At 36.0% G+C, this 16,114-nt stretch carries 9 protein-coding genes; 1 reads left to right on the top strand and 8 read right to left on the bottom strand.

The window, feature by feature from the left end:
* Positions 1-3: 3 nt before the first annotated feature.
* The 4 genes from BXU11_RS07860 to BXU11_RS07845 all read right to left on the bottom strand — a co-directional run bounded on the left by BXU11_RS07860 (position 4) and on the right by BXU11_RS07845 (position 4,935).
* Entirely contained in the window at positions 4-1,239 is a 1,236-nt protein-coding gene (locus tag BXU11_RS07860) for an FAD-binding oxidoreductase (protein WP_078211812.1), read from the bottom strand.
* Positions 1,240-1,318: 79 nt separating this feature from the next.
* Positions 1,319-2,329, bottom strand: coding sequence for a 4-hydroxyproline epimerase (locus BXU11_RS07855; protein ID WP_024981630.1), 1,011 nt, complete (start codon positions 2,327-2,329; stop codon positions 1,319-1,321).
* Positions 2,330-2,332: 3 nt separating this feature from the next.
* Entirely contained in the window at positions 2,333-3,916 is a 1,584-nt protein-coding gene (locus BXU11_RS07850) for an aldehyde dehydrogenase (NADP(+)) (protein ID WP_078211799.1), read from the bottom strand.
* Positions 3,917-4,014: 98 nt separating this feature from the next.
* On the bottom strand, positions 4,015-4,935 hold the full coding sequence (locus tag BXU11_RS07845; protein WP_024981628.1) for a dihydrodipicolinate synthase family protein: 921 nt from the start codon (positions 4,933-4,935) through the stop codon (positions 4,015-4,017).
* A 164-nt stretch (positions 4,936-5,099) separates the two neighbouring features.
* Between BXU11_RS07845 and BXU11_RS07840 the strand changes: the two genes are divergently transcribed.
* Entirely contained in the window at positions 5,100-5,951 is an 852-nt protein-coding gene (locus BXU11_RS07840) for an AraC family transcriptional regulator (RefSeq protein WP_024981627.1), read from the top strand.
* 398 nt (positions 5,952-6,349) lie between these two features.
* Here BXU11_RS07840 and BXU11_RS07835 read toward each other — a convergent pair whose 3' ends face one another.
* The 4 genes from BXU11_RS07835 to BXU11_RS07820 all read right to left on the bottom strand — a co-directional run bounded on the left by BXU11_RS07835 (position 6,350) and on the right by BXU11_RS07820 (position 15,949).
* Entirely contained in the window at positions 6,350-8,389 is a 2,040-nt protein-coding gene (locus tag BXU11_RS07835; protein ID WP_223253696.1) for a glycoside hydrolase family 65 protein, read from the bottom strand.
* 72 nt (positions 8,390-8,461) lie between these two features.
* Positions 8,462-10,588, bottom strand: a complete 2,127-nt coding sequence (locus BXU11_RS07830) for a glycoside hydrolase family 97 protein (RefSeq protein ID WP_078211797.1) — start codon at positions 10,586-10,588, stop codon at positions 8,462-8,464.
* A 253-nt stretch (positions 10,589-10,841) separates the two neighbouring features.
* A complete protein-coding gene (locus BXU11_RS07825) occupies positions 10,842-12,341 on the bottom strand; it encodes a SusD/RagB family nutrient-binding outer membrane lipoprotein (RefSeq protein ID WP_078211795.1) in 1,500 nt (499 codons plus the stop codon).
* A 2-nt stretch (positions 12,342-12,343) separates the two neighbouring features.
* Entirely contained in the window at positions 12,344-15,949 is a 3,606-nt protein-coding gene (locus tag BXU11_RS07820) for a SusC/RagA family TonB-linked outer membrane protein (protein WP_078211793.1), read from the bottom strand.
* Positions 15,950-16,114 lie beyond the last annotated feature (165 nt).

Here is a 16,114-nt window from a genome sequence, read left to right as displayed (position 1 = left end):
AAGTTAAAATTGAAACATTTCGGTATTGACAGTGGTGGTTTTCTCGGCAATAATTTCTGAAACTAGCTTGCCCGTTGCTGGAGCTAAACTTAATCCCATCATGGCGTGTCCGGTTGCCAAAGTTAAGTTTTTTATTTTTTTGTCTCTGGCAATAATTGGCATTCCAGAGGGAGTGCAGGGTCTAAATCCAAACCAAGTTTCTTTTTCACTTGGCCTTTCTATTTTTAGGTCTGGATAAAAACTGTTAATGCTATTTACGATTCCTTGTACTCTGTTGGCGTTAATTTGGGTGTCATTTGTATGGGTTATTTCCATGGTTCCGCCAAAACGAATATCGGTACTCATTGGAGTAACGGCTACTTTTCCTTCGCATAGAATGGAAGGAATAGTAGGTTTTTGTTTAACATCTTGTAGTGTGAAACTATAGCCTTTTCCGGGTAAAATTGAAATCGAGCAGTTTAGTTTTTTTGCTATAGCAGGACTCCATGATCCGGTTGCTAAGACTACTTCGTCAGTTTTGAAAGCCCCCGCATCGGTAATTATTTCGGTAATAAACTGACCATGTTTGACAAAATCCTGCACCAAAGTACGACTATGAATTTTTACCTTTAATCTGTTTAATTCTGCTTTGATAAATTCCATGAATTTTTGAGGATACAAATGCGCATCACTTTTATAATGCACACCGCCAATTACGTCAGCACGTGTTCCAGTTTCGAGTCTGGCAACTTCATCTTTTGACAAAAAATCGACTTCTAAACCAAATGATTCCGCTAGTTTTCCTTCGTGATGAATTTCTTCGGCAGTTTTGTCGGTTTTATAGAGCATTAAAAGTCCTTTCTTCTCATAAAAGAAAGAATTATTTTCCTTAACAAAATCCTGATACAATTCTTTGCTAAAAAGCGATAAGTTGCATAGTGCTGGCATAGCTTTTTCTACATGTTGCTTGTTGGCATGTTTGTAAAATTGCAAGCCCCATTGTACCAAATCAGCACTTAGTCTAGGTTTAATGTAAAATGGACTTTGACTGTCAAACATCCATTTTATTCCTTGTGCCATCATGCCGGGCTGAGCCAAAGGGATAATATGAGACGGAACGACCATTCCTGCATTGCCATAAGAACAGCCATCTGTCATATCTGATTTATCGAAAACGGCTACTTCATAACCTTCTTTTGCCAAATAATATGCTGAACATAGTCCTATTATTCCTCCACCAATAACACTTACTTTTTTCATTATACTTATAAATTTTAAAATCACTGGCATGAGTAAATTCCGTAAAAACTAGTGATTTATTTTGAGCTTATGTTTTTTTTTATATTACCTGAAAACCAAAGGCGTAAGGATCGTCATCTTCATCAATAATGATAGTGTTGTAGCCATATACTTTTGCCCAACCCTGAATGCTTGGCACAATGGCTTTGATGTTTCCGATAGTGGTTTCTTCTTCAACTTTCCCTATAAACTTGCTTCCAATAAAACTTTCGTGAATAAAATCTTCACCTTTTTTTAGTTTCCCTTTTGCATGTAGTTGTGCTAGTCGGGCAGAGGTTCCTGTTCCGCAAGGCGAGCGGTCAATGGCTTTATCTCCATAAAAAACAGCATTTCGTCCTGATGATGCAGGGTCAAGCGGATCTCCTGTCCAAAGCATGTGACTCACATCTCTAATGGTGCTGTTTTCGGGGTGAATGAACATATCAGGATATTTTGCATTAATACGTTTGCGAACTTCTTGACTGTACTGAATAATCTTGGAAGCTGTAAAGTTTTGTATTCCCGAAAAGTTAGTTTGTGGGTCTACAATCGCATAATAATTTCCGCCATAAGCCACATCAAAAGTTATTTCTCCCAATTCGGGACATTCAACAGTAAGTCCTTCTGCTGCAAGATATGATTTAACATTAGTTAAACGAACCCAATCTACTTTTTTTCCTGTTTGTTGATATGCAATTTGAACCAGACCTGCGGGAGCTTCCATTCGTATTTTCCCAAGCACTTTTGGTTGTATGAGTCCTTCCTCAATAGCTATGGTTATGGTTCCAATAGTTCCATGACCGCACATAGGCAAGCAGCCTGAGGTTTCGATGAATAAAATACCAAAATCATTTTCAGGATCACTTGGCGGATAAAGAATACTACCACTCATCATATCGTGCCCTCTGGGTTCGAACATTAAGCCTTTACGAATCCAGTCATATTCTTTCAGAAAATGTTGGCGTTTTTCGCTCATATTGTTACCAACCAAATTGGGTCCTCCACCGGCCACCACCCTCACAGGATTACCACAAGTGTGTGCATCGACACAAAAAAAAGTTTTTCTTGGCATAAATTATATAGGTTTGTTAGTTAGTATATCATTAACGGTTCGATTAATGTTCAAAGGGTTTTTATTTTGAAGTGCTTCTGGTAATAACTCATCAGGCCAGTTTTGATAGCTAAATGGTCTTACCCAACGTTTTACTGCATGGATGCCAACAGCGGTAAATCTAGCATCGGATGAAGAAGGATAAGGACCACCATGCAGCATCGAAGCGCAAACCTCAACGCCTGTTGGAACTCCATTAAAGATAAGTCTTCCTACTCTGTTTTGTAAAGCATTAACCACTACATTATATTTTGAAATTTCATCTGGCTCGGCAAGTATAGTACCGGTAAGTTGTCCGTCTAATTTATCAATAATTGTGGTAATTTCTTCACTGTTTTCACACTGAACGACAATAGAAAAAGGACCGAATACTTCGTGACTAAGTGTTTTATTTTCTAAAAAAGTTCTACCTTCAACGCTTAGTATGGTTTGTGGTGCAAAGTTAGGAGCAGTTTCTCCCTTATACTCAGCAATCGTTGTCACACCGCTTTGAGCTCTTATTTTTTCTTTTCCTATGTTAAAGTCAGATTTAATCGATGGATGTAGCATACACGAAGGTGCTATTTTTTCGATTTCTTGGGTTAGATCATTTAAAAAAGCGTCTAGATGTTTTCCTTTTATGGCTAATAGCAATCCAGGATTAGTACAAAATTGTCCCGTTCCTAACGTGATTGAACTTGCATAAGCTGTTGCCCATTTTTTACCATTTTTTTCGATCGCTTCAGGCAGGATAACCACCGGATTAATACTTCCCATTTCGGCAAAAACCGGAATAGGCTCTGGACGCTGCGAGGCAAGATCAAATAAAGCACGTCCACCCGTAATACTTCCTGTAAATCCAACCGCTTTCACAAGCGGATGTTTTACCAAAGTAGCTCCAAGAGTTACACCGCCACCAATTAAATTGGAAAAAACACCTTCGGGCATGTTCTGTTTTTTGGCAGCATTTATAATAGCTGAGGCTACCATTTCACCAGTTCCAATGTGCATCGAATGGCTTTTCACGATCACAGGGCATCCAGCAGCCAAAGCTGATGCAGTATCTCCTCCCGCTGTAGAAAAAGCAAAGGGAAAGTTACTGGAACCAAAAACGACTACAGGCCCTAAAGGAACCAGCATTTTTCTCAAATCTTCTTTTGGGAGCGGTGATCTGTCAGGGATGGCGGTATCTATTGTGGCTTCGACCCAACTTCCTTCTAAAAGCATGTTGGCAAATGCGCGTAATTGAAAAACAGTACGACCTCTTTCTGATTCTGCACGGCCTCTTAAGAAACCAGATTCAGTACAGTAAATTTCCAATAAAGAATCGCCTAAAGCTAAAATTTCATCAGCAATACCATTTAAAAAAGCCGCTTTTCGTTCAGCAGGAAAGTCTTTATATGTTTTGAACGCGTTGTGAGCTAAATGGACTGCTTGTTCAATTTCTTCTGCTGAGGCTTCGGTAAATGTCCAGGGATTTTCGATATTCAATTGCGGATTAATAGTTCTGTAGGTTGTAGTCCCACTAGCCAAAAGTTGGCTTCCCACATAATTTTTTCCTGTAATCATTTTTTATATTTTAGAGTTAGAGCTTTCGAATTTTAAATGACTGTTTTGGTTGATGGATTATTGCTTGAATCCGCCAAAGCAAATTGATTATTGAGGGTTTAAAGTACTATCGATTTATAATCGGGTAGCGTTGGTCTAGTGCGAAGTCCTTCTGTAATAATAGCCAGAACTCTTTCTCTTTCTGCTCCTTGAAGCGGAAGCCTTGGAGCTCTTACATATTCGGTTCCTAAATTGGTTGCTGTTTCTGCCAATTTTATATTTTGTACTAACAATGAATTAATATCTAATTCTAAAAGCGGAAGGAACCATCTGTAAATAGCTAATGCTTCTTGAGTTCTTCCCGCTTTTGCTAGTTTATAGATTGCTACAGTTTCAGCAGGGAAAGCATCTACTAAGCCTGATACCCATCCGTCAGATCCCATAAAAAGGCTTTCTAAGGCTAGCGTATCAACACCTGATAATATTTTTAATCGGTCGTTGAAACGATTGATGATACGGGTTACATTAGAAATATCTCTTGTTGATTCTTTTACTGCTTGTATGTTATCGAATTTCAAAATTTCTTCAAACATATCTAAGGTTACTTCAATTTTATAATCGATTGGATTGTTATAGATCATAATAGGAAGTGAAGTGTTTTTGGCTACTTCAGAAAAATAAGTAACGGTTTCATGACTTGTGGCATTGTAACGCATAGGAGGTAAAATCATTAGTCCTTTTGCTCCATTTTGCTCAGCTTCGTTAGCTGCCAGAATTGCGGCTCTTGTTGTCTGTTCGGCTATATTCATAATTACCGGAACTTGACCGTTAACCATTTTGACGGTTTGCTGAATTAATTCTTTTTTTTCCTCATGTAACAATGTGCTTGCTTCACCAAGTGTTCCTCCTAATATTATTCCTGAAACCCCAGCTTCTAACTGCGCATTTATGTTTACTTCAAACATGTTGAAGTCTAATTTGTCATCGGCAGTAAACTTTGTAGTTACTGCTGGCATAACGCCTTTCCATTGAATACTCATAATTAATAATTTAATTTTTTCAAAAGTATTTATAACCCATTGATATGTAATTCGTGATATTATCACAAAAAGATACTATATTATCCTGTTTAGTCTTAATTACTAAAATAATCATGTAATATTTGTATATTTTTTTATATTTATAGCATATAATTGTGCAAATCATGAAAGTATTTCCATTTAAAATTCCAAAAACCAAAGAAGATTCCTTAATCTATCAGGAAGATATTGAGTTTGTATTTTATGATAAACTGCATCAACATGAAGAAATTCAAATTAGTTATATCGAAAATGGTGAAGGAACCATTTTTGTAGGCGATACGATTACTCCTTACCAAAAAGGAGATATTATAGTAATAGGAAGTAATTTACCTCATGTATTTAGAAGTGAACGAAATACGGTTGAAATATCTGTTATGTTTACGCTTTTCTTTACGCCAAATTCGTTTGGTAAAGATTTTTTTTCATTGGCCGCTTTGAAAGAAATTCAACCTTTTTGGGAAAGCAGTAAAAATGGGTTTGTAGTGAATAATCCCTCCAAAAAGGTTATTAAATCATTTAAGAAAATAAAATCGGCTAATGAATTTAATCGCTTTATTCTTTTTCTTGAAATCATTAAAAAGCTATCTAAGGAAAAAAAGACCTTACTTTCAAGTTATATTTACGATAAAAAAATTACAGATAACGAAGGCAAAAGGATGCAGACCGTTTTTGAATATGTGATGACAAATTTTCAAAAGAATATTACACTCGATGAAATTGCAGCACTGTCCAATATGACTAAGAATGCCTTTTGTAAATATTTTAAAATTAGAACCAATAAGACTTTTTTTCAGTTTCTGATAGAAATTCGAATAGAAAGAGGCGCCAAACTCTTGTCTAAGTCACAAGAGCTTTCGGTTTTGGAAGTATCAGAATTATGTGGTTTTAATAATATTTCAAATTTCAATAGAAAATTTAAGGAGATAAAAGGAATGTCTCCTTTGGTTTACAGAAAATCTCAGAAACTGAAATGAAAATAGCGTTACTTGTTGTATTATCAAATTTTCACTTCCCTTTACCTAAGCTGATTAAATGCGTTACTGCTTTTCAACCGAAGGTAAATTGCTTCTACTTCACTATCCCCTACCCTCACTCACTTGCTCTGCACCATCAATAAACAACATTTTATTGCAAGGTAAAACAGTTATATAATTTCATTATTTACAACGAGGCAGGCTCCCAAAAGTGTTCTTATATGAATAAAATAGTTGTAAAGGCTTTAGCCAAAATTAGCGGCTTTTATTTGACTAAAGCCAATACAATCCATCCCCTTAAATCCAGCTAAAGCCAATTGAAAGCAAGACAAGCTTCAGCTTAAGCAAAGTTGGGTAGTTAAGTTTGAATTTTAGACGATGAAGGGTAAGCATCAACTTTATTTTATTAGAATCGTTTTATTATCAGTACCAATACCAATTATTTTTAAAGATTTCCATTGTTTTGGTAGTAAACCTTTGTTGAATTTCAAACCCGAATCTGTTTGTTCAACGCCTCCAAATCCATAAATTACAGCCTGTAACATCGCCCCTGCTCCTGTTGCAAAATAAGGATTATTACTATTAGGCGACTCTGAAAACACGCCAAAGGGTGGGCGACTATTAGGTAAATACGATTTCACAAAATACTCGTATGCCTTCTCTCTATCGCCTAAACGAGAATACAGTACCGAAAATACACCATAAGTCATTGCAGGCCCATCTTTTTCGTCAATTCTTGTAGCATAATAATCCAAATCGGCTTTGATTTGATTTTTATCATTTACAACATGTAATGGATAGGCTAACAAGTTCACATCAGCCTGTTTAGTCAGTTGTCCTTTGTATCCTTTGTAATTTTGAGTAATCCCGTTTTCATTATGAATGATAAGTTTATTGGCAACATCAACCCAAGTTGGATTTATGGGTTCATTCAGAATACTAGCGGCTTTTATAGTATTTTTGAGCGCTTCGATGGCCGCGGCATTGGTGAACGCATTATCGTCAACATTTAGAGCATATTCATCTGCTCCCACCACGTTCAAAATAGAATAACTTCCATCTTGATTTTTAGCTACTCGACTCACCCAAAAATCGGCAGTTTCTTTTAATACATTCCACTCTTTTCTTAACCAATTCTGATCTTGAGTTAAGGCATAATAATTCCAAAAAGCGATAGCTACATCAGCCGTTATGTGTTGTTCAAAAATACCCATTGTGGCACTAGTTGGCGTTGCTTCTTCCCCAGTATCATCTGATTCCCAAGGATACATAGCGCCCTGATACCCATAAATAAACGCTTTTAATTTTGCTTTTTGCAATCGATCAGAACGGTAGTCTAAACACGATTTTGCCATTTCGGGTTGTAAGGCTAAAAGGGTTGGATACATCCAAAGTTCAGTATCCCAAAAAATATGCCCGTTATATCCTTGAGACGATAATCCCATGGGGGAAATACTTTGTCTGCTTCCCTCTCTGATAAAAGAATACAAATTATACAAAGCAAATCGAACCCTTTGTTGTGCCTCTAAATCTCCTTCAATTTGAATATCACCTGTTTCCCATAGTCTAGCCCAAGCTTTTTTGTGTTTACTGAGCAAATTATCGATACCTTCTAAATAGGCAAAGATGGCTTGGCGTTCGGCTTCATTTGCGGGATCTGAAATATCCTTAGAATTACAAATACCACCTGCAATTACAAAGCGGTATTTTTTTCCTTTGCTTAATTTTTTGGTAAAACCAACTTCAGCGCCCTTTTGCGAAATCGCCTCAGCTGCACCATCAAAAAGAAAGGTAGTTGAAGCCGAGATATTCCATTTCCCTGTGTTGGTTTGGGCCGTAGTTTTGAAAAGAGGGATTTGATAATCCTTTTTCTTCATTACTCTAAACTCACTTTTGGTGATTTTTAATTCTTCGGGAACGCTCATATAATTGAATGCTCCAATTTCAATATCTTGCAAAGGCAGAATTTCTACCACTACCATTCCTGAGTAAGGCAATACTCGATTCGCCAAAATCGTGTACTTTATTTCTGCCAAATCTTTAAATTGAAACGAAGCCGTGCTGGTTCCTTCTTTCATAGCCACCTGTTGACTCCAGTGATCAATGTTTGAACCATCAATTACTTCATTATTGATAGACAGATGCACATTTAGAAATTCAATACCTCTTACTATTTTACTAATTCCATTTTTAGGATTGGGTTCATAGACGCCATTTAGGATGATATCTTTTGTTTTCAAAGGAGTGGCATCAGTCACAATTCCAATCTTTCCATTGGCCATAGCTACTCCAAAATAATTTTCTTTCGATGTCGCCTTCAAATTCCATTCATCTCCTTTTATTTGTGAAAAAACAATGCCATTCACAAACAATACTACTGCTATAAATTTTATTTTCATACCTCTATTCATGATTTGATTTATTGTAAACTTATTCATTTTTTTATCATTACTTTATTAATCTATCTTAAAAATTAGTTACATTTTCAAAACTCTAAAGCATTCAAAAAGTTATTTTTCAATTTCTATTATACTTATTGCATACCCTCCTCCTGCTGTGCTTAACTGAGAAAGTTTAGATGTATTTGTCACTGTTATTTTTCGAACCGTGTAAGCTTGCGGATTTGTTTTATAATGCGCTTCTTTTCCATCGGCATAAATGGTTGCGGTATATTTTTTTCCTTTTTCTAAAAAAGAAAAATTTAGGGTTGAAATTCTAGGCTCATAGCCGTTTACATTCCCAACAAACCAGTTATTTGTTCCTTTTGCTTTTCGGGCAACGGTCACGTATTGGCCAGGTTCGGCTTCCAGATAATGGCTTTCACTCCAATCCACTGCGACATCTTTAATAAACTGAAAAGCATCTGAAAATCTATTGTAATTTTCGGGTACATCGGCAGCCATTTGCAACGGACTATAAAGTGTTACATACAATGCCAGTTGATTGGCAATCGTACAGTTTGCATGTGATTTATTACGGGGATTCATTTTGCTGATGTCCATTTCGAAAATACCAGGCGTATAATCCATCGGGCCACCAAGTAAACGCGTAAACGGAAGAATGGCCACATGATTAGGATTTGACCCTCCGAAAGCCTCACATTCCCCACCCCTAGCCGATTCGTTTCCGATTAAATTAGGATAAGTTCTACAAATACCTGTGGGTCTAACCGCCTCATGTGCGTTAAGCATGATTTTATATTCGGCGGCTTTTTCTATGGCATATTGATAATGATTTACAATCCATTGGCTGTAATGATTTTCTCCTCTAGGAAGAATAGAACCGACATAACCACTTTTTACCGCATCATACCCGTTTTCTTTCATGAACTGATAGGCTTTGTCCATATGACGCTCATAGTTACGAACAGAGCCTGAGGTTTCGTGATGCATCATCATTTTTACATTTTTCGATTTTGCATAGTCTCGAATAGCTTTTACATCAAAATCGGGATAGGCCGTTACAAAATCAAAAACATAATCCTTGGAACGACCCAGCCAATCTTCCCAGCCTTCATTCCATCCTTCAACAAGCACAGCATCAAATCCGTGGGTTGCCGCAAAATCGATATATTTTTTTACATTTTCTGTTGTAGCGCCATGCCTTCCGTTTGGTTTAACTTTTGAATAATCCGTAACGCCTAATTGCACCGCTGGCACTTCATCAGTATACCTCCAAGTGCTTTTACCCGTAATCATTTCCCACCAAACACCAACATATTTGATAGGTTTGATCCATGAAGTATCTTCTATTTTACAGGGTTCATTCAAATTCAAAGTCATCTTCGAAGCCAAAATTTTTCTGGCATCATCACTCACAATAATGGTACGCCAAGGCGAGTTTGCAGGTGCTTGCATGTATCCTTTATCTCCCTTTGCATCTGGCGTTAACCAAGATTCGAATATCATATTTTTATCATCCAAATTCAGATGCATACATGAATAATTAATCAATGCTGCTTCATGTAGGTTGAGATACAAACCTTCCTTTGTTTTTAACATAAGAGACGTTTGAACCCCTGTAAGAGAAAAAGGAGGCTGAGCTAAATTTCTGTTTTTTGCTTTTAGAAAAAGAGATCTAATTTCGGATAATTTGGAAGTAGTATAATCATATTCCTGCGTGTCATAATCTCCTGGCATCCAAAAAGCGGTATGATCACCTGTCATGGCAAATTGTGTTCGCTCTTCTTTTATCACAAAATAAATTAGATTTTTTTGGGATGGAAATTCATAGCGAAATGCCAGTCCATCATCAAACAATCGAAACTTAATGATCAATTGCCTGTCGGTTTCTTTTTGAAGCAAAGTTACTGCTAACTCATTGTAGTGATTGCGAATTAAAGACTGTTCTCCCCAAACCGGTTTCCAAGTTTCGTCAAACGTAGACGTTTTGACGTCTAGCGTAGTAAAATCATCCAATAATGATTTCTTACTATTTTTATCTTCTTTGATTTCGAGTCCTAATTTACTGGGCTTGACTACTATTTTTCCTTTATAAATTAAATGATAAGTTGGAGTTCCATCCTTTTGTAAAGCAAACTCCATGATGAAATTTCCATTAGGAGATTTCAACTGTTGCGCATGATAGCTTTGCATTCCTAAAAGAAAAAACAAAGCAGTTAAAAATATGTTTTTCATACTGTAAAAATGAAATTAGTACTATTAAAATTGAATCGTTTTTTAACATATTATTTATGTTCTTGATTTGGGAAACTAACAATAAATCGTTGAACTAAACTGTAATAACTAGCTTGAAAAAAGAATAACCCCAATTACTTAAGCAAATGGGGTTATTTCAAACAAAACATAAACTTTTTTAGAAAGCGCTATAAATAAGTAGGTTTTGAATGTTTACTAATCAAGGTTATTCAACATCTAAAAACTAACTGAATTAAAATTTATCCCAAAATAGTTTAGTGTTCATCAAATCGCCTCCAATGGCACTTGCTGCTTTTTTGTAATTAGTTTCATTTTTAGTTTGTTCAGCACCAGGATAAAGGTAGCGCACTGGAACAGTAAGAATTCCTCTATTTACGGCTGCTGCTGGAGATTTTAAAATAGGATAATCTAAACGTCTGTAGGATGTCCATGCTTCAAATCCTCTGTTGTAAAGCGCAAACCAAGCTTGGATACCAATTTTTTCTTTATACGTTGCACCACTTTGAGCGTTGTTGTAGGCTACTTTAGGACTAGACAAATAAGTGGTGATTGCCGCGTTTGTAACACCCCAATCTAACATTGAAGCCGTAATACCTGCTTCATAATACGTTTTAGCTTTAGCAGTACCTCCAGGAATTAAGTTTTTCTCTGCCGCTTCGGCTAGCAAAAACTGTAGTTCTGAATAATCAAATAAAGTACCCGGAAACACTGGGTTGTTTAATGTTGCAGTTATATGAGAATACGTTGAAAAAACATTGGCTTCCCCATAAGTACCTCCAATAAAAGTTCTTCCTGCTGGCAAAACTGGCGCTGGAGCAGTTGCATTAACAAAGTATTTTGTCATCCTTGGGTCACCTCCAGGAACGATAGCATCCATGGCAGCAACAAAAGTTTCGGCTGGAATAAAATCATTTCTATTGCTCGTTACTAAGGTCGCAAATAATGGATTTTGGTTTCCTGTTGTTGTCAAATAAGTCAACTTTGTATTATCAGCATTACTCGCTAATGGACCAGCTGCAAGAGCTGTCTGAATAGTAGTAGCGGCAAAAGCAGGATCTACATCTGAAATATTTACTGCTAATTTGATGAGTAATGAGTTCGCAAACTTGGCCCATTTTGCGGTACTCGCAGCGTTTCCTCCATAGATAATATCTGCACTACCAAAATTAGGATTAGCCGAATTTGCTTTTAAAATCTTTGCATCTTCTGTTAACCTTGAGATGAGATCCATATAAATTGTTTTGGCATCATCATACGCTGGCAGAGGGTACTTTTTGATATCCAAAGCTTGAGAATAAGGAACATTACCAAAGGTATCCACCAACATGCTATAACAATAAACTTCTAATAGGTCAATAAGAGCAAGCTTATTTTGTTTAATGGCAATATCAGAAGCAGCCGTTGAAGTTGGAGTATTTTGAATCAAAGTTTTGGCTTCTAAAAGATCTCTAAGTACATCTCTGTAAAACACCGTAAAACGCGCATCTGGAATATCTGGAATAACATATTGACTGGTAGATGGAATAGTGGTTGATGCCCACTGTTGTGAAAACAATCTAAAAACTTGAGCAGTCGTAACTATTTGATCCACTAAAGCTTTTTGAGCACCGGTAAATAAATATTCAGGTTGTGTAGTAGTGGATTTTTTGGGATCAGTATTCATGTCCGTAATATCCGAACTACATGAAAAAGTGACACTTAGAATAGTTATTAATAAAAATATTTTTTTCATGATTAAAATTTTAAAGTTAGATTAAAACCAATGTTTCTTGTCGAAGGAAGTGAACCTCCTGAATAACCTGATGATAAGTTACCAGCACTAACCCCACTTTCTGGATCTGCATCAGGAAGATTTTTATCAATTATCCACAAATTCGACCCTATTAGAGATATTCTTAAATCTGTCAACTCCATTTTGGCTACAAACTTTGATGGAAATGCATAAGTAAGGTTTACCTCTCTTAGTTTAATATAACTGGCATCATATATATAGGCTTTTTCAGGATTGGCTTTATAGCCATAAATACTACCAGCGACTTCTGGACGTGGTGTTCTAGTGGTATTTGGTGTACCATCTTCATTTACACCAGGCAAAATTAAACCTCCACCATTCGCTAGTGTATTTCTCACTGGATTTCCTAATTCATTATACCCAGCAGTAGATTCGTACAAGCCTGTATGCTGTCCGTATGCTTGATCTAAAGAATAAATATCTCCACCATGTTGCACATCTATTAAGAAACCAAATGATACTTGTTTGTATGTAAATTTATTACGAAGTCCCCCGATCCAATCAGGAGTAATGTTTCCGATGACATTATTGGTAGTAGTGGTCATTACATAAAGTCCATTCTTGGTGATTTTTTGACCATCTGCAGCATAAACATAGTCTTTACCCACAATATCACCGTAAGGATTACCAACTTTTGCCACGATACCTATTCCTTGAAATCCACCTATAGAAAGAGTTTCAATTCCTGGCGCCAATGATACTAAGGTGTTTTTATTTTTAGACCAGTTGACAAAAACATCCCAGCTAAAATCTTTTGTTTGTATTGGAGTGATATTCAATTGTACTTCGACTCCTTTATTTTCAACCGAACCTGCGTTAACATATCTTGATGAGATACCTGTTGCTGTAGAATAATCTACTGGAAATATCTGATCTTTACTCAAACTTTTATAAATACTAACATCAAACCCAACTCGTTTGTTCAAAAACTGCATTTCTAATCCAAGCTCTTCTGAGACTGTTTTTACTGGTCGTAAATCAGGATTACTGCTTCTATTGGGTTTAGAATAGATTTGATTGGAACCAAAAGGATTGTTTTTATCATAAACATCCGTCAACGAGTATAAATCAATACTTCCTTGAGGGTTTTCAGCATAACTTCCTCTTATTTTTCCAAAAGACAACCAATCTAAGTTAAGGTGTTTTGTAAAAACATAACTCGCAGAAGTAGAGAATGTATTTAAAGCATTATTCCCTTTTGGCAACGTAGAAAAGGCATCATTACGAACTGTTCCTTCTAAGTACAAGAAATCTTTATATCCTAAAGAAACCGAGGTATAAGCACTATTTACGGCCGAATTATTTTCTGTTTCTAACGGAAACGGAGAAGGACTTATGGAATTAGACAAGGCATAAATACCTGGAATAATAAGTCCTCCATCTGTTGAAGCAAGTGTTGAATTACTCTTGGTTCTTAATGTATTAGCCCCTGCCAAAGCATTAAGAGAAAGGTCTTCGCCAAATTTTTTCTTGAACGTTAAAATAAACTGATAGTTTTGTTCAGAGAATGTCCCAACATATTTTTGATATCCAGAAGGAACAGCTGCTCTACTGATCCCGAATGAGCCATTAATAGATCCTGTTGCTTTTCGTTCTTCACGTAATTCAGAATAACTATCAATACTTGCTTTTCCTGAAGCAGACAACCAATCGGTTATTTTATAATCCAGCTGTCCGTAACCAATAAAACGGTTTCTTCTATCCGATTGATAATTATTGTATCTGTTAAAATAAGGATTGTCCATCGTTTTAGGCGCTGTGTTTCCATTTGCTGGGTCTGCCATAAAAGAAGATATATTTTTACCTCCAGAATTTCTATAAACGTCTTTTAATGACTGAAGGTCAATATTAGTGGCCCACCATTGGCGAAACCAACCTGCTATATTATCTCCAGTATAACCAGAACTATTTCTACCAATTGTATTTTGCGTCATGAAGTTTGCAAAGACACTTGTTGAGAATTTATCAGTAAATTTATGGTTCAGCTTTATACTCGCGTTGTTTTTCTTCAATTCACTATTGGGTAAAATACCTGTTTCTTTATAATTATTATAATTCAAAACAAAATTCGATTTGTCATTAGCATCTTCCAAAGAAATGGAATTATTAAACGTAGTGGCCGTTTGGAAAAAACTAATCGGTCCATTTTTAGCGGCTTGCCAAGCTGATTTTTGGCCGTATTTCGAAGAATATGGAACATACGATTCCCAAGTAAAAACCGAAAGATTTGGATCAAATGCTACCCCATAAGAAGCATCATCAGTTGTGGTAACTACTTGATTTCCGTTTTTATCAATTGTAAAAAAAGCTCCCGTTGGACCTACTGGAATACCCTTCGGATTCCCAGCCGCATCATAACTAGGTCCATATCCTTGACCATATTTATTTTGATACACCGGGAAAGTGTTTTTATCAACAGAATTAACACTAAATTCACTCGATACGGTAACTCCAATACCTTTACCTGCTTTTCCTTTTTTAGTACTAATCATAATCACACCGTTACCAGCTTGCCAGCCATATAAAGCAGCAGCGGCAGCACCTTTTAATACGTTGATAGACTCAATATCATCAGGATTAATATCCATGGCGGCGTTACCATAATCATAGGTATTTCTAGAACCTTGACCTGCAGTACTTGAATTTACCGTTGAATTGTTAATTGGCATACCATCAATTACAATAAGCATTTGGTTGTTTCCAGTAAGATTCTTAATCCCTCTTGAAACGATATTGGTAGAACCTCCAAAATTGGTGTTTTTTCTAATGTACACCCCAGCTGCTTTTCCGGAAAGATCGTTAAGAAAGTTACCACTTGCAGCTCCAGCAGATAAGTCGGTTCCTTTTAATTCTTGTGAAGCATAACCTAAAGCTTTTTTCTCTCTTTTTATACCTAAGGCTGTTACCACAATATTATTAAGCTCTGTAGTAGTTACCTGTAAGCGCACATTCATAAATGTTGTACTAACTGGTAATTCTTGAGTAATCATTCCAATATAGCTAATGACTACTTTAGCCTCATTATTTGCTACTTCTATCGAAAATTTCCCATCAAAATCGGTATGCGTGCTATTTTTAGTTCCCTTTTCCGTTACATTAGCTCCTGGAATTGGGATTCCAGCAACATCGGTCACTTTTCCTGTTATCTTTATTTTTTGTAAAACAAGAGTGGTACTTTTGGGTTTTTCTTTAATAATAACCGTATTATTATGTCCAATACTAATATCAATATTGGCATTTACGAGACTTTGTTTTAAAAGGTCGTTTGTTTTAATACTGCCTTTTTTTAATTGTACCTTAGGAAGTCCTTCAAAAATACCTTCTTCATAAAAGAATTTATAATCTGTTTGATCCATAATTAAATCAAAAACTTCATCTATCGTCACTTTTTTGTTTTCTTTTATCTCAATTTTTGAATGTTGTGACAAAACATTTTCTGGGTTTAGGGCAAAAAGGGTGGTACAAAATAAGAATATGAATGTTCGCATAATATTCATTAATAGCCACTTTCTATAGCAAAAATGGGCATCCGTATAATTAATTTTCATAAATTTGTCATTATTGTTTAGTTAAACTTTTTAATTAAATAGTGATCTAATAAGGGGGTAGAGTTGATACTTTGGTCGGTTAAACTCTATCCTTCTTTTTTTATTTCATTTCATTTCATTTCATAGGCAATGATATTTTTTGGTATTAATTTGTTGGTATGTATT

This window comes from Flavobacterium sp. LM5, assembly GCF_002017945.1.
GTDB classification, from domain to species: Bacteria; Bacteroidota; Bacteroidia; order Flavobacteriales; family Flavobacteriaceae; genus Flavobacterium; species Flavobacterium succinicans.
This window is presented reverse-complemented; position numbering and strand designations above follow the sequence as displayed.

What these genes read in the sequence shown, in the direction of transcription:
- BXU11_RS07825 (WP_078211795.1), bottom strand. Translation starts at nt 12,341, where the DNA reads ATGAAAAAAATATTTTTATTAATAACTATTCTAAGTGTCACTTTTTCA.
- BXU11_RS07820 (WP_078211793.1), bottom strand. Translation starts at nt 15,949, where the DNA reads ATGAAAATTAATTATACGGATGCCCATTTTTGCTATAGAAAGTGGCTA.
- BXU11_RS07855 (WP_024981630.1), bottom strand. Translation starts at nt 2,329, where the DNA reads ATGCCAAGAAAAACTTTTTTTTGTGTCGATGCACACACTTGTGGTAAT.
- BXU11_RS07860 (WP_078211812.1), bottom strand. Translation starts at nt 1,239, where the DNA reads ATGAAAAAAGTAAGTGTTATTGGTGGAGGAATAATAGGACTATGTTCA.
- BXU11_RS07835 (WP_223253696.1), bottom strand. Translation starts at nt 8,389, where the DNA reads ATGAATAAGTTTACAATAAATCAAATCATGAATAGAGGTATGAAAATA.
- BXU11_RS07830 (WP_078211797.1), bottom strand. Translation starts at nt 10,588, where the DNA reads ATGAAAAACATATTTTTAACTGCTTTGTTTTTTCTTTTAGGAATGCAA.
- BXU11_RS07840 (WP_024981627.1), top strand. Translation starts at nt 5,100, where the DNA reads ATGAAAGTATTTCCATTTAAAATTCCAAAAACCAAAGAAGATTCCTTA.
- BXU11_RS07845 (WP_024981628.1), bottom strand. Translation starts at nt 4,935, where the DNA reads ATGAGTATTCAATGGAAAGGCGTTATGCCAGCAGTAACTACAAAGTTT.
- BXU11_RS07850 (WP_078211799.1), bottom strand. Translation starts at nt 3,916, where the DNA reads ATGATTACAGGAAAAAATTATGTGGGAAGCCAACTTTTGGCTAGTGGG.